The organism is Streptomyces sp. SID12488 (genome assembly GCF_010548275.1).
Lineage (GTDB): Bacteria > Actinomycetota > Actinomycetes > Streptomycetales > Streptomycetaceae > Streptomyces.
Map to the genome: position 1 here is coordinate 220,170 of NZ_JAAGLT010000005.1, position 12,609 is coordinate 232,778.

At 69.8% G+C, this 12,609-nt stretch carries 13 protein-coding genes; 5 read left to right on the forward strand and 8 right to left on the reverse strand.

The window, feature by feature from the left end:
• Window positions 1-18 precede the first annotated feature (18 nt).
• Together G3I56_RS10920 and G3I56_RS10925 are read right to left on the reverse strand one after the other, a co-directional pair.
• Complete coding sequence (locus G3I56_RS10920) at window positions 19-501, reverse strand: hypothetical protein (protein ID WP_164408706.1); 483 nt, start codon at window positions 499-501, stop codon at window positions 19-21.
• Window positions 502-697: 196 nt separating this feature from the next.
• Window positions 698-3,175 carry an alpha-L-arabinofuranosidase C-terminal domain-containing protein gene (locus G3I56_RS10925; protein ID WP_164408707.1) on the reverse strand — a complete coding sequence of 826 codons (2,478 nt, stop codon included), beginning with the start codon at window positions 3,173-3,175 and terminating at the stop codon, window positions 698-700.
• 135 nt (window positions 3,176-3,310) lie between these two features.
• Here G3I56_RS10925 and G3I56_RS10930 point away from each other — a divergent pair, with 135 nt between their 5' ends.
• Window positions 3,311-3,787: a DUF6314 family protein gene (locus G3I56_RS10930; protein WP_164408708.1), complete on the forward strand. Its 477-nt coding sequence runs from the start codon at window positions 3,311-3,313 to the stop codon at window positions 3,785-3,787.
• Here G3I56_RS10930 and G3I56_RS10935 read toward each other — a convergent pair.
• From G3I56_RS10935 to G3I56_RS10945, 3 genes are all read right to left on the reverse strand, one after another.
• Window positions 3,769-4,362 (reverse strand): histidine phosphatase family protein, encoded by a 594-nt coding sequence (locus G3I56_RS10935; protein WP_164408709.1) that lies wholly within the window; start codon window positions 4,360-4,362, stop codon window positions 3,769-3,771. The two genes, G3I56_RS10930 and G3I56_RS10935, sit on opposite strands and share 19 nt — an antisense overlap.
• Before the next feature lie 129 nt (window positions 4,363-4,491).
• Window positions 4,492-4,935, reverse strand: coding sequence for a GNAT family N-acetyltransferase (locus tag G3I56_RS10940; protein WP_164408710.1), 444 nt, complete (start codon window positions 4,933-4,935; stop codon window positions 4,492-4,494).
• A 75-nt stretch (window positions 4,936-5,010) separates the two neighbouring features.
• Window positions 5,011-6,444, reverse strand: coding sequence for a PLP-dependent aminotransferase family protein (locus G3I56_RS10945; RefSeq protein WP_164408711.1), 1,434 nt, complete (start codon window positions 6,442-6,444; stop codon window positions 5,011-5,013).
• Here G3I56_RS10945 and G3I56_RS10950 point away from each other — a divergent pair.
• Both G3I56_RS10950 and G3I56_RS10955 read left to right on the forward strand, forming a co-directional pair.
• Window positions 6,443-7,405 carry a DMT family transporter gene (locus G3I56_RS10950; protein WP_164408712.1) on the forward strand — a complete coding sequence of 321 codons (963 nt, stop codon included), beginning with the start codon at window positions 6,443-6,445 and terminating at the stop codon, window positions 7,403-7,405. The two genes, G3I56_RS10945 and G3I56_RS10950, sit on opposite strands and share 2 nt — an antisense overlap.
• Window positions 7,406-7,426: 21 nt before the next feature.
• Entirely contained in the window at window positions 7,427-7,621 is a 195-nt protein-coding gene (locus G3I56_RS10955; RefSeq protein WP_164408713.1) for a DUF1918 domain-containing protein, read from the forward strand.
• A gap of 55 nt (window positions 7,622-7,676) precedes the next feature.
• On the opposite strand, the gene G3I56_RS10960 is transcribed toward G3I56_RS10955, so the two are convergent.
• Complete coding sequence (locus tag G3I56_RS10960; RefSeq protein WP_239134817.1) at window positions 7,677-8,963, reverse strand: family 10 glycosylhydrolase; 1,287 nt, start codon at window positions 8,961-8,963, stop codon at window positions 7,677-7,679.
• Window positions 8,964-9,177: 214 nt separating this feature from the next.
• Between G3I56_RS10960 and G3I56_RS10965 the strand changes: the two genes are divergently transcribed.
• Together G3I56_RS10965 and G3I56_RS10970 are read left to right on the forward strand one after the other, a co-directional pair.
• Window positions 9,178-10,053, forward strand: coding sequence for a 3-hydroxybutyryl-CoA dehydrogenase (locus G3I56_RS10965; RefSeq protein WP_164408855.1), 876 nt, complete (start codon window positions 9,178-9,180; stop codon window positions 10,051-10,053).
• A 192-nt stretch (window positions 10,054-10,245) separates the two neighbouring features.
• Complete coding sequence (locus G3I56_RS10970; RefSeq protein WP_164315206.1) at window positions 10,246-10,503, forward strand: hypothetical protein; 258 nt, start codon at window positions 10,246-10,248, stop codon at window positions 10,501-10,503.
• Between the two features lie 19 nt (window positions 10,504-10,522).
• Here G3I56_RS10970 and G3I56_RS10975 read toward each other — a convergent pair whose 3' ends face one another.
• A complete protein-coding gene (locus G3I56_RS10975) occupies window positions 10,523-11,062 on the reverse strand; it encodes an NUDIX hydrolase (RefSeq protein ID WP_164408714.1) in 540 nt (179 codons plus the stop codon).
• A gap of 130 nt (window positions 11,063-11,192) precedes the next feature.
• On the reverse strand, window positions 11,193-12,542 hold the full coding sequence (locus G3I56_RS10980; protein WP_164408715.1) for a transcriptional regulator: 1,350 nt from the start codon (window positions 12,540-12,542) through the stop codon (window positions 11,193-11,195).
• Between the last annotated feature and the right edge of the window lie 67 nt (window positions 12,543-12,609).

Genomic DNA, 12,609 nt, shown 5'->3' on the forward strand with positions numbered 1-12,609 from the left:
AGTGTGGCGGCTGAGCACTCACCCGGCAAAGCCTCGGAAGACTCCGTCGGGATCACCCTTGGCCGCGTCCGCGAAATCGCCGAAGTCCAGGTTGGCGATCATCAGGTTCGCGTTCATCTCGTGGATGCCGTACGGCGCCACGCGGAACGCGCCTCCGTAAGCCGCGAACTCCTCGTCGTCCTCACACTGCTCCCTGGTCAGCAGGGACAGCGCGAGCAAGGTGACAGGGGTGTCCCGCATCGAGGTGTGGTCGGCGAGGTAGACGACATTGCGGCTCTCCGAGTGCGGGGATGCCTCACGGAGCGCCTCGGCGGGCGTGATTCCGGCCCACTTCGGATCGTCGACGATGTGGACGTACGGCTCGACGTCGTCATCCTCGCCCCAGGTCATCAGCAGCGCCGCCTTCACCGCCGCCCACGCCGGCTCATCACCGAAGTCCGTCCTGATGATCAGCGCGGCATCCCTGTCACGCCCCGCCGGCCACTCCACACGGTCACTCACGCCGCTCCGCCCCCCCCTCATACGCGCAGGTCATCACCGCCTCACGCATTCGGCATGCACGCTACGCGAGAGCGTCGGCACGTCGACGGGGCGTCCGTCCCGGCGCCGGGCGACCGGCCGAACTCGGTACGGGCGGCCCAGGCACCCCTCCGGTACCTGGGCCGCCCGTCCGGTCAGCCCTCCTCCGCGCTCCCCGTCACCCCTTCTTGATCCGCAGGAAGGTGACGGAGTTCGCCGGGAACGTGTACGTGAACTTCCTCGCGACGCCCGTGAGCGTCGACTTCACCGGCGCGACCGCTGTCGCCGTCTCGCTGTTCACCGCGTCCGGCGCGGCGGCCAGCGTGGTCACCGCGGCCCTGGACCTGACCTTCACCTTGCCGAGGTCGATCGTGGTACGGGCCTGCGCCGCCTGGGCGTTGACGACCTTGACGATCAGGTCGCCGGTCTTCGCGTCCTTCGTGACGATCTGGCGGAACGGCTCGGCCGGCTTGTCGTCGGTGAAGCTGCCCCACTCCTGGCCGTCGAGGTAGAGGGTGACCTGCCGGCCCCGCACATGGACGTCGATGTCGTACGCGCGACCCGTCTCGATCGAGCCGGCCTTGGACACGAGCGTCGACTTGCCGCCGTCCGTGGCCTGTTCGACGGCGGACAGGGTGTTGTTCCAGCCGCCCAGGTTCCACCAGTAGTAGTTGCCGGTGTCCTTGACGCCGAAGGCGACGAGGAAGCCCTCCTTGCCGGACTTCTTGGTGGCCTTCACATGGAGGTCGTAGTCGTGCCAGGCCGGGTCGCCCGCGGAGACCATGGTGTTCTCGGCGGCGACGTCCGTCTGGACGTACTGCCCGTCCTGGACCGCCCAACTCCCGCCCCCGGTATGGGTCCACCGGGAGGCGTCACCCGAGAAGTCGTCGGACAGCAGCGCCGTGCCGTCCGCGCCGGTGACCTTCACATCGTCGTACGCCGCCGTGGTCGCCCATGTCGACAGGCCGACGGCGCCCGCGATCGGGCCGCTCACCGAGGGCGTGCCGGTCGCTGTGGTAGGCACCACGCGGTCCCCGACGTTGTTCATGAACAGCTTCTGCACCTCGTACGAAGGCGAGCCCCAGGACGCGTGGTTGTTGAACCAGATCATGTCCGGGCTCCACTGCACGTAGTCCTCGTTGGACAGCAGCGGGGCGTACGAGGCGAGCTTGACGACGTCCGCGTTGCGCTCCAGACCGGTCATGAACGCGGCTTCGGAGAGGGCGTTCTTGAAGGTGTTGCCGCGGGAGGCGTACTCGCCGAGGAAGACCTTGGGGCCGTTCCTGTCGTACGAGTCGTAGCGGTCGTTGTTCTGGAGGAACCAGTTCGTGCTGTTGTAGTAGTGCTCGTCGACCATGTCGACGTTGGCGTCCCGGTTCAGCTTCCAGGCGGTGTCGAAGATCGAACCACTGTCGTCCGGCCCGGAGTTGGAGATGACGGTGATGTCCGGGTACCTGGCCTCGATGGCGGTCCGGAACTCCGTGAAGCGGGCGAAGAACTCGTTGGGCAGGTTCTCCTCGTTGCCCACCTCGATGTGGGTGAGATGGAACGGCTTGGGGTGGCCCATCTGAGCCCGCTTGCGGCCCCACTCGCTGGTCGCCGGGCCGTTGGCGAACTCGATGAGGTCGAGGGTGTCCTGGATGTGCCGCTTGAGCAGCGCCTCGTCGACGACGGCCTTGTCCTGCCCGCAGCCGGTGACCAGCGCCGGGACGACGGGCAGCGGCATGGCGCCGATGTCCTCCGAGAGCTGGAAGTACTCGTAGTAGCCGAGTCCGTAACTCTGGTTGTAGCCCCAGACGTTGGAGTTGGTCGCGCGCTGCTCGACCGGCCCGATGGTGTCCTTCCACTGGTACGAGCGCTGGCGCTCCCAGTTCGAGGCCTCGCTGTAGTCCTGCATGGACCCGGTGTTGACCAGGCAGCCGCCCGGGAAGCGGACGAAACCGGGATCGAGCGCGGCGATCTTCCGGGCAAGGTCCTCGCGCAGCCCATGGCCCTTGTAGGTGTCCCGGGGCAGCAGCGAAACCATGTCCAGGGCAACGGAGTTGTCCGTCGCGACCGTCAAACGCCCAGCGGTGCTGGAGCGGGTCGCGGTGAACCGCGCCCGGTACTTGGCCCAGCCGCCCTTCACCGCTACCTGGCGGACCTCGGCGAGGGAGCCCTCCGCGTCCGCGAGGGACACGGTGAGCGCGGCGGCCTGATCGGCGCGGGCCCAGACGGAGAAGTCGTACTTCTTGCCGCTCTCGACCCTGATCCCGGTGTTGTAGCCGGAGTTGGTGACGGACGAGCCGGCACCCAGGGAGAGGTAGGTGCGGTTGCGGGCGTTCAGGCGCCCCTCGTCGTTCGGGGTCGTCGCCGTACCGCTGACGGCCCAGGAGGTGAGGGGCGTGTAGGAGCGGTTGTCGGCGGTGGAGTACTCGAAGGACCGGTTCTGCACGAGTTCGGCGTACAGACCGCCGTCGGCGGCACGGTTGATGTCCTCGAAGAAGACGCCGTACATCGTGTCGTCGATCTTGGCGCCCTTGGTAGCCGGGTCCACCGTGATGGCGTAGTCGGTGACGTCCTCGGCGCTGGCCGGGGCGGGGACGACCGCCGAGACCACCAGGAGTGCGGTGGTGGCCGTGAGACCTAGTCTCCAGCGGGTGCTTGTGCGTGACATGGATACTCCGCGGCTCTGTCGATGCAGTTCGGGATACCGGACAACGATCAGCACTTCGAACGGCAACATAGGTATGTGACAGGAGTGCGTCAATGGGGCGTGCGACAACTCGAGGGTTTTGGAGAAGGTGGCGGCGTGGGCGAGTTCCGGCCAGTGCCTGATGCGTTGCTGTATCTGGCGGGGAGCTGGCTGCTGGAACGGTCGGTACGCGATCTCGCGAGCACGGACGAGGGGACCTTCATCGGCACCGCGACGTTCAGCCCCTTGCACAGAGAGGGCCGAGGCGGCCTGTTGCACCACGAGTCCGGCACGTTCGTGTGGCAGGGCGTCACCCGCCCCGCCGAGCGGACGCTCCACTTCCTCCCGGGCACCGCGCCTGGCACCGTGGACGTACGTTTCACGGACGGCCGCCCGTTCCACGACCTGGACCTGACCTCGGGCCGATGGATCACCGACCACCCCTGCGCGGCCGATCTCTACCGCGGCGAGTTCACGGTCCTCGACGCGGACCACTGGCGGACGGTGTGGCGGGTGGCGGGCCCCGCCAAGGATCTCGTCCTCACCACCGACCACACACGCGACCGGCCGGGCGGTCAGCCGCGCGCCGACTGAGGGAACGCACCCTCGAAACGCAGGTTCCAGCGGCCCGTACGACCCATGACGACGGTCGTGGACAAGGGCCGGACGTCGAGGTTCCAGTAGGTCGAGGGCGGCGCCTTCAGGGCGTAGACGAGGGCCGCCCGGATGACCGAGGGCTCGGCCACAGCGACGATCCGGCCGTTGTCGTCGGCGGGCCGGGTGTCGAGCCAGCCGCCGACCCGCGAGATGAAGTCCAGCAGCGACTCACCGCCGTGGGGCGTGGCACGCGGATCGGCGAGCCAGGCATCCACGGACTCGGGCTCCCGGGCCATCGCCTCACCGAGGGTGAATCCGCGCCAGCGGCCCATGTCGCAGTCGCGCAGGGCCAGCTGGACGAGCGGCCCGTAGCCGAGGGCGTCCCCGGTGGCCCGGCTGCGGGGTGTCGGCGAGCAGTAGCGCAGCTCGGCCGCCGCCAGCGGCACCAGATCGTGCGCGGCGCGCTGCACCTCCTCCCAGCCGGCCTGGTCGAGCGGCCGGTCATCGTCGAAGCGCTCGGCGAGCAGCGGGGAGCTGCGCGCGGCGGCGACGAACGTGACCCGAAGTTGCATGCGGCGATCGTGGGCCGGGAAAGAACGCAGGTCAAGGGGTGTTACTTGGTGTTACTCAGGAGTTATCGACGGTGCGCGCCGATCACTGCCCGATCATCACAGCGGCTTTACGCCTGCTCCACAAGGGCTTCACTCGAAGTGGAGCGCCATCCACCGGTCGGGCTTGTCGAGCGGGCGGAACCCGATCTTCTCGTAGACGCCGTGCGCGTCGTGCGTGGCGAGCAGGATGCGGCGCACCCCGAGCGCCCCGAGGTGATCGCGCACCTCGCGCACCATCGCCGTACCGACCCCCGTACCCCGCACCGACGGGTCCACGTACACATCGCACAGCCACGCGAACAGCCCCTGGTCGGTCACCACCCGCGCGTACGCCACCTGCACCCCCGAAGTCACCTCGTACACACCGAAGTTGAGTGAGTTCGGGATCACCTCGTCGAACTTCGCCCGCGGCCGGTCCAGCGCCCAGTAGGCGTCGGTCGACAGCCACCGGTGAACACGCTCGACGTCGACCCGGGCGGGGTCGACGGAGATCTCGTAGCCCTCGGGGAGGGCGGGCACATCGTCGTCGTTCATGCCGGGAGGTTCTCCCTTTCCGGCCCACCGTGTCGAACCGTTTTTGCACGACCCGCCCCACGTCGGAGCACCTGGTCAGAGCACCTCGTCACAGGCCGTACGCAGCCTCCGCACCCCCTCCCCGATCTCTCCCACCCCTGCCACCGCCGCGAAGCTCAACCGCACGTGCGCGGCCGGGGGTTCGGCACTGAAGTAGGGGCGGCCGGGAGTGATCGCGACGCCCGCGCGCAGCGCCGCCGCGACGAAGGCCGAGTCGTCCGTGCCGTCAGGCAGGCGCAGCCAGAGGTGGTAGCCGCCCGAGGGGATGTGGGGCAGCGACAGTTGAGGGAGGGCGGTCAGCAGCGCGGACGTCATGGCGTCCCGGCGGATCCTCAACTCCGTTGACACCGACCGGAGATGCCGGGGCCAGGCCGGTGAGCCCACGAGTTCCAGGGCCGCCTCCTGCAACGGCCGCGGGACGAAGAAGGTGTCGACGATCTGGATGGCGCGCAGCCGTTCCAGTACGGGGCCCCGGGCCGCGAGCGCGCTCACCCGGAAGCTCGGCGAGGTCGCCTTGGTCAGCGAGCCGACGTGGACGACCACACCGTCGGGATCCTCCGCCGCGAGCGGACGCGGCAGCGGCGCCGAGTCCTCGTGCACCAGCCGCCGTACGAAGTCGTCCTCGATCACGAAGGCACCCGCCTCGCGCGCGATCCGCAGTACCTCCGCGCGCCGTTCGGGCGCGAGCACGGCCCCGGTCGGGTTCTGGAACAGGGGCTGGCAGACGAAGACCCGGGCGCCGGTCGCCCGGAACGCGTCGGCCAGCAGCGGCGTACGTACCCCGTCCGCGTCGACCGGGACCGGCACCGGGCGCAGGCCGGCCGCGCGGGCGATCGCCAGCATGCCGGGGTAGGTGGGCGACTCGACCAGTACCGGGGCGCCGGGCGGGGCGAGGGCGCGCAGGGCTGTCGTCAGGGCCGCCTGGCCGCCCGCCGTGATCAGCACCTCGGCTGCCGTGACGGCACCGCCGATGCCCCGCGCGAACCACTCGCGCAGCTCCGGCAGCCCGTCCAGCGGCGGCCGTCCCCACGCCCCGGGACGGCGTCCGGCACGCGACAGGGCCGCCGCCATCGCCCGCTCGGGCTGGAGGGAGGGGTGCAGATAGCCGCCGTTGAACTCGATCACGCCCGGCGGCGGCGCGGCCAGCGAGATGACGACACCGGCCGCGTTCACCGTGCGCGGTACGAGGTCGGCGGCGCCGTCCGCGCTCAGGGCGACCTCCTGCCAGGAGGTGTCCCCGGCCGGGGTGGACGCGGGGCGGGCCTGCGCGCGGTACGCGCCCGCCCCCGGGCGGGTCACTACCAGGCCCTCGGCAGCCAGTTGCGCGAGCGCCCTGGAGACGGTCACCGGGCTCACCCGGAAGCGTTCCACCAGCACCCGACTCGACGGCAGCTTTCCACCTGGAGAGTAGCGGTTCAGCTCTTGTCGCAGCCGGTTCGCCAGTTCACCGACACTGCTACGCTCTTGCATGAGAGCACACGATAGCGCTACCGCACCGACTCCGATAGCGGTCAGCAGCCGCACGGAGGCCCCGGGTGCCCGCACCGGTCTCCTGTCCGGGCAGCCCCCGGCGACGCGTCGCGCCGGGACCCTTCAGGCCGCCCTCGGTGTCACCGCCTTCTCGCTCACCTTCCCGGCCACCGCCTGGGGCCTGGAAGGCTTCGGCCCGTGGTCGCTGGTGGCCGTACGGTCCGTCCTGGCGGCGGTCGTCGCGGGTGGCTGTCTGCTGGCGCTTCGCGTACCGCTGCCCGCCCGCCGCCACCGGGCCGGGCTCGTGGTCGTCGCGGCCGGGGTCGTCGTCGGCTTTCCGCTCCTCACCACGCTCGCCCTTCGCACGTCGACCACCGCGCACGCCGCCGTCGTGGTCGGCCTGCTGCCGCTGACGACGGCCCTCCTCTCGGCGCTGCGCATGGGCACCCGCCCCTCGCGCACCTTCTGGGCGGCGGCCCTGGCGGGCGCGGCGGCTGTACTCGCATTCACCGTCCAGCAGAGCGGCGGCGCTCTGACCAGCGCCGACGCCTACCTCTTCGGCGCCCTGCTGGTCTGCGCCGCCGGTTACACCGAGGGCGGCCGACTGGCCCGGGTCATGCCGGGCTGGCAGGTCATCGGTTGGGCGCTGGTGCTGTGCCTGCCGCTCACCGTGCCCGCCGCCGCACTGGCCCTGTCGTACGAGCCCCTGCACCTCACCACCCACAGCGTGCTCGGGCTGCTGTGGGTGGCCGCGGGGTCGCAGTTCTTCGGTCTGGTCGTCTGGTACCGGGGCATGGCGGCGATAGGTATTCCGAAGGCCAGCCAGTTGCAGTTGGCGCAGCCCCTGCTCACACTGGTGTGGTCGGTCCTGCTGCTGGGCGAGCAGCTGACGCCGGCCGCGCCGCTGACAGCGGCGGCCGTGCTCGTCTGTATCGCCGTGACCCAGCGGGCCCGTGGCTGAAAGCCGAGAGGAGACCCGCAGATGCGCGCAACCGTGGGCGACCAGCTTGTCCAGCACGGCAGGGTGGTCGGCCAGCACGACCAGGTCACGGAAGTCGTCGAGGTCATGGGCCAGGAGGGCACTCCCCCGTACCGCGTCCGTTTTCCGGACGGGCACGAGGCAGTGATGTCCCCCGGCCCCGACTGCCAGGTCCGCCACAAGGACGAGGACCGTTAGAGATCAACCGTTCAGAAACCCCAAGCACCGCAAGCACCGCAAGCACCGCTGAACATCAGCGCGGGGGCATCGCCGGCTGCTGATAGTGGTCGGCGACCACTCGCGCCATGGCCCCGATCCTGTCGGTGCCCACTTCCTTGGCGGAGAAGAAGACGTGCCCCCGCGCCTCGGGGTAGCCCTGGGCAAGGGTCAGATGCCGGGACAGCTCGGCCGGGTCCTGCCAGGCCGCGGGCTGCGCCGGGTCACCCGCCTTGTACAGCGCCTCACCGACGTACAGCTTCGTCCCGGTGCCCTTCACGACCCCCGCCCACCAGGGCAGCAGCTTGGCGTAGTCGGCCGCGGCGAAGCCGATGTTCCAGTAGATCTGCGGGCAGATGTAGTCGATCCAGTTCTGCCGCACCCATTTCCTGGTGTCCGCGTACAGGTCGTCGTACGTCTCCACACCCGCCCGGGTGTCCGAGCCGAGCGGGTCGGTCGCCGCGTTGCGCCAGACACCGAAGGGGCTGATCCCGAAGTCGGCGCCGGGGCGTACGGCCTTGATGCGGGCGGCTGTCTCCTGGACCAGTCTGTCGATGTTGTCGCGTCGCCAGGAGGCCCGGTCGGGGAAGGCGCCGCCGTACTCCGCGTACTCGGCGTCGTCGTCGAAGGTCTGGCCGGCGACCGGGTACGGGTAGAAGTAGTCGTCCCAGTGGACGCCGTCGATGTCGTACTTCCGCACCGCGTCGAGCATCGCGTCCTGGACGAAGCCGCGGACCTCCGGCAGACCGGGGTTGTAGTACAGCTTGCCGCCGTACGGCACCACCCAGTCCGGATGCCTGCGCGCCGGGTGGGATGCGATGAGCTTGGTGGGGTCGGTGTGGTTGGCGATGCGGTACGGGTTGAACCAGGCGTGGAGTTCGAGACCGCGGGCGTGCGCCTCCTGGACCGCCGTGCCCAGCGGGTCCCAGCCGGGGTCCTTGCCCTGGGTTCCGGTGAGGACCTGTGACCAGGGCTCGTACGGCGAGGGCCACAGGGCGTCGGCGGTCGGGCGGACCTGCAGGAACACCGCGTTGAGGCGGCGGCTCACCGCCGTGTCGAGGTGGGTGATCAGCTCGGCGTGCTGCTGGGTGGCGCTCAGCCCCTGCTTCGACGGCCAGTCCCGGTTGGCCACCGTCGCCAGCCACATGCCCCGCAGTTCGCGGGTCGCCCGCTTGCCGTTGCCCTTGCCCTCGCCGTTCGGCCGGCTCGGTTCCGCACCGGCCAGGGCGGCTCCCGTCACCGCCCCGCCCGCCACGAGGGTCGACAGGGCGGTCACCGCGAAGGCCCGCCGTGACATGCGCGCGTGCCGCGCCTTCCCGCTCATTCCCGTACCTCCGATATGCGCTGTGTCGGACAAGTCACAGACCGTCCTGACCCGTCCCGGGTCACACTCCCATGTGAGGCCCGGACAATTGGGCAATGGCCGCCGCAGGTAACGTGCAGGTTTGGCGCAGGCCCCGGACGGACGGAAGATCCCGGACGACGGTCGGCCCGCGAAGGCCGGACGGCCGGTGACGAGGATCTGTGAAAGGGACGATGTGACGGACAGCCCAGCGGGAGAGATCTCGCGCGTCGGAGTTGTGGGCTGCGGCCAGATGGGAGCGGGCATCGCCGAGGTGTGCGCCCGCTCCGGGCTGGACGTGAAGGTCGCCGAGACCACCGGCGAAGCCCTGGAGTTCGGCCGTACCCGGCTGTTCAACTCCCTTTCCAAGGCGGCCGAACGCGGCAAGATCACCGAGGCGGAGCGGGACGAGACGCTGGCGCGGCTCAGCTTCACCACCGACCTCGGCGAGTTCGCCGACCGCGACCTGGTGATCGAGGCCGTCGTCGAGAACGAGCAGGTGAAGACCGAGATTTTCCAGGTGCTCGACCAGGTGGTGACCCGCCCGGACGCGATCCTCGCCTCGAACACCTCCTCGATCCCCCTGGTGAAGCTGGCCGTTGCCACCTCCCGGCCCGACCAGGTCGTCGGCATCCACTTCTTCAACCCGGCCCCGGTGCAGCAGCTCGTCGAGCTGATCCCGGCGCTCACCACCTCCGAGGGCACCCTCGCCCGCGCCCAGCTGTTCGCCGAGAAGGCCCTCGGCAAGCACGCGATCCGCGCCCAGGACCGCTCGGGCTTCGTGGTGAACGCCCTGCTGATCCCGTACCTGCTCTCCGCGATCCGGATGTTCGAGTCGGGCATGGCCAGCCGCGAGGACATCGACAACGGCATGGAGCTGGGCTGCGCCCACCCGATGGGCCCCCTGAAGCTCTCCGACCTGATCGGTCTGGACACGGTCGCCTCGGTCGCCTACAGCATGTACGAGGAATACAAGGAACCGCTGTACGCCGCTCCCCCGCTGCTCCAGCGCATGGTCGACGCGGGCCGACTGGGCCGGAAGTCGGGCTCGGGCTTCTACACCTACGCATAAATCTCACCCAGCGTCATGCTGGGGCCGGTACAGGCCCGGCACTCTTCGGAGTGCCGGGCCCACGTCATTCACACACCGTGTGCGCGCCGGACGCGCATATGCCGCTCGCACACTCTCCCCACGCGCCCACCAGGCGAGTTGACTCATCATGCACATTCAAGGGATGTGACGACTACGGAAAGGAGCGGACAAGTGACCGCCGATCCCGAACATCCCACGGCCCGTGGAGAACTCGCAGAGTTACGCCGTCGCCTCGATGTCGCGTACGCACGCGTCGAAGGAGGGCTGGCCCTGCTCAGTCATCGCACGAAGGAGACGGACAAGGAAGTCGACGACCTGAGCACACGCCTCGTCCACCTCGAACACGCCCGATGGCCGCTGCCGGCCGTCACGGCCCTCACGGCCCTCGGAGCGCTGGCCGTGACGGTCTGGCAGGCCCTCGGACGCTAGAACGCGCCCTGGGCGTGCCCTAGGTGTCCTCGCCGAACCTGAGATGGTGCAACAGCAGTAGCGCGGCCGCCATGTTGGCGGCCGGGACCTCCCCGCGGGCGACCATGTCGGGGACGAGCTTGAGGGGGATCCACTCCCGTCGGTCCGACTCGAAGTCGTCCACGGGGTGGCCGATGTACTCACCCTCCTCGGCCCAGTAGATGTGGTGCCGGGCGTCGGTGAGCCCGTTGGACGGCTCGACGCTCATCAGATGCCGCAGCGGTCCCGGTCGCCAGCCCGTCTCCTCCTCCAGTTCCCTGGCGGCGGCGAAGGCGATGTCCTCGCCGTCCTCCACGATCCCGGCCGCGAGTTCCCACCCCCAGCTGTCGGTGATGAACCGGTGCCGCCAGAGCAGGAGCACCTCGTTGGCCTCGTTCACCACCGTGGCCACGGCGACAGGCCGCAGCCTTATGAGGAAGTGGTCGAGATGCCGCCCGTCGGGCAGCTCGACATCTGCGAGATTGACCCTGAACCAGCGGTTTTCATACACAGTTTGTTCGTTCTGTTTCGTCCACTGCACGGTTCTGCCACCTTCCGCCGAGTAGATGGCAATATGGCAGCAGGAACGTTCTGACAGCAGGCGCACAGAATGCGATTCACCGCGCGGTTACCCGGAAATCCGCGCGCCAAAGGTGCCCGGCGAAGGGTGTCTAGAGCGGTACGCGCAGGGCCCCGTCGATCAGTTCGGCTGCCTCGGCCGTGCCCGCGCAGCCGTTGCGCACCAGGTGTTCGCGTACCGCCCGGAGTCTGTCGCGCAGCCGCTGGGACTCCATTCCGCGCGCCTGTTCAGCCATCTGCACCGCGGTGGCCACGGCCTTGTCGGCGTTGCCCCGGCGCAGCTCGATCTGACTGAGCATGGCGAGCCGGTGCACTCTGCCCCGGTCGTGCGCCGGGGTGTCCACCGCGGCCGTCGCGTGCTCCCCCGCCGCCGCCAGATCACCGAGGAACAGCAACGCCTCCGCCACCTGCACGTTGACCAACCCCGGCTGGACATAGCCGGTTTCGTCGGGCTCGTAACCGCGCCGGATGCGTTCGGCGGCCTGCTCTGCCCGCCGGATGCAGGACAGCGCGCTGCTGCCGTCGCCCAGGTGCGCGTACGCCTTTGCCTGCATCGCGTAGAGGTCGGAGGCCAGCGCCGGCGTGATGTGCCTGCCCGCGGCGCGCAGCGCGGCCTCCGCGAAGGCGACGGCCTGCCGGAACTCCCGCATGAACAAAGCCTGGTTGACCAGCAGCCCGATGACGTACGCCCCGAGTCCCTGGTCCCCGCTGGCCTTCGCCAGCCGCAGCGCCTGGTGAAAGTAGCGCTGGGCGAGCCCATGGGCATCGGAGTCGTACGCGCAGATGCCGGCGATCGCCACCAACCCGCCGGTAGCCCGGTGCAGTTGACGGCCGGTGGCGTCGGTGTAGCTGCCACGTAGCAGGGGTGCGGTCTCGGAGTTCAGGAAGCCGACGATCCGGGTACGGGTCGCGACACCGCCGGCTTTGCGGTACATCTGCTCGTAGTGCGCGCGGGCCGAGCGGAGCATCTCGATGTCGGCCATGCTGACCTGGTGCCTGCCGCCGCGCGACACGTCCACGTCCTCGGGCGGGTTCTCCCACTCCCACACCGGCATCACGGCGGGCGTGCCGGTGACGGCGGGGGCGCCGAGGATGTGCGGGCGCTGCTGTTCGTCGGAGCGCCACAGCGCGGTCGCCCGCTCGACGAACCCGGACAGCGAGGTACCGGCCGAGCCGGTCGGACCAGCGGTGTCGCCCGGTACCCCGAGGCCGATGTCGTCGAGTCTGACCGGGCGGTGCAGCCGGGTGGCGAGCACCTCGCAGATCAGGTCGGGCACCTGACCACGCGGGCGCTGGCCCTTCAACCACCGCGCCACAGCGGTGTGTTCGTATCTCAGGGCCAGGCCCCGCGCCCGGCCTGCCTGATTCACATGGGCGGCGAGTCCCGCATGCGAGATGCCCGCCTCGTCGAGGATCGCGTCGAGCAGGGTGTTGGGCTGCATGGATGCCCTCCGGTGGCTCGGTGCCGCGGCGCACCTGCCGTGCCCGTCAGCGTAGTGTGTCCGGGTT

What these genes read in the sequence shown, in the direction of transcription:
- G3I56_RS10925 (WP_164408707.1), bottom strand. Translation starts at nt 3,175, where the DNA reads ATGTCACGCACAAGCACCCGCTGGAGACTAGGTCTCACGGCCACCACC.
- G3I56_RS10935 (WP_164408709.1), bottom strand. Translation starts at nt 4,362, where the DNA reads ATGCAACTTCGGGTCACGTTCGTCGCCGCCGCGCGCAGCTCCCCGCTG.
- G3I56_RS10940 (WP_164408710.1), bottom strand. Translation starts at nt 4,935, where the DNA reads ATGAACGACGACGATGTGCCCGCCCTCCCCGAGGGCTACGAGATCTCC.
- G3I56_RS10950 (WP_164408712.1), top strand. Translation starts at nt 6,443, where the DNA reads ATGAGAGCACACGATAGCGCTACCGCACCGACTCCGATAGCGGTCAGC.
- G3I56_RS10945 (WP_164408711.1), bottom strand. Translation starts at nt 6,444, where the DNA reads ATGCAAGAGCGTAGCAGTGTCGGTGAACTGGCGAACCGGCTGCGACAA.
- G3I56_RS10955 (WP_164408713.1), top strand. Translation starts at nt 7,427, where the DNA reads ATGCGCGCAACCGTGGGCGACCAGCTTGTCCAGCACGGCAGGGTGGTC.
- G3I56_RS10960 (WP_239134817.1), bottom strand. Translation starts at nt 8,963, where the DNA reads ATGAGCGGGAAGGCGCGGCACGCGCGCATGTCACGGCGGGCCTTCGCG.
- G3I56_RS10980 (WP_164408715.1), bottom strand. Translation starts at nt 12,542, where the DNA reads ATGCAGCCCAACACCCTGCTCGACGCGATCCTCGACGAGGCGGGCATC.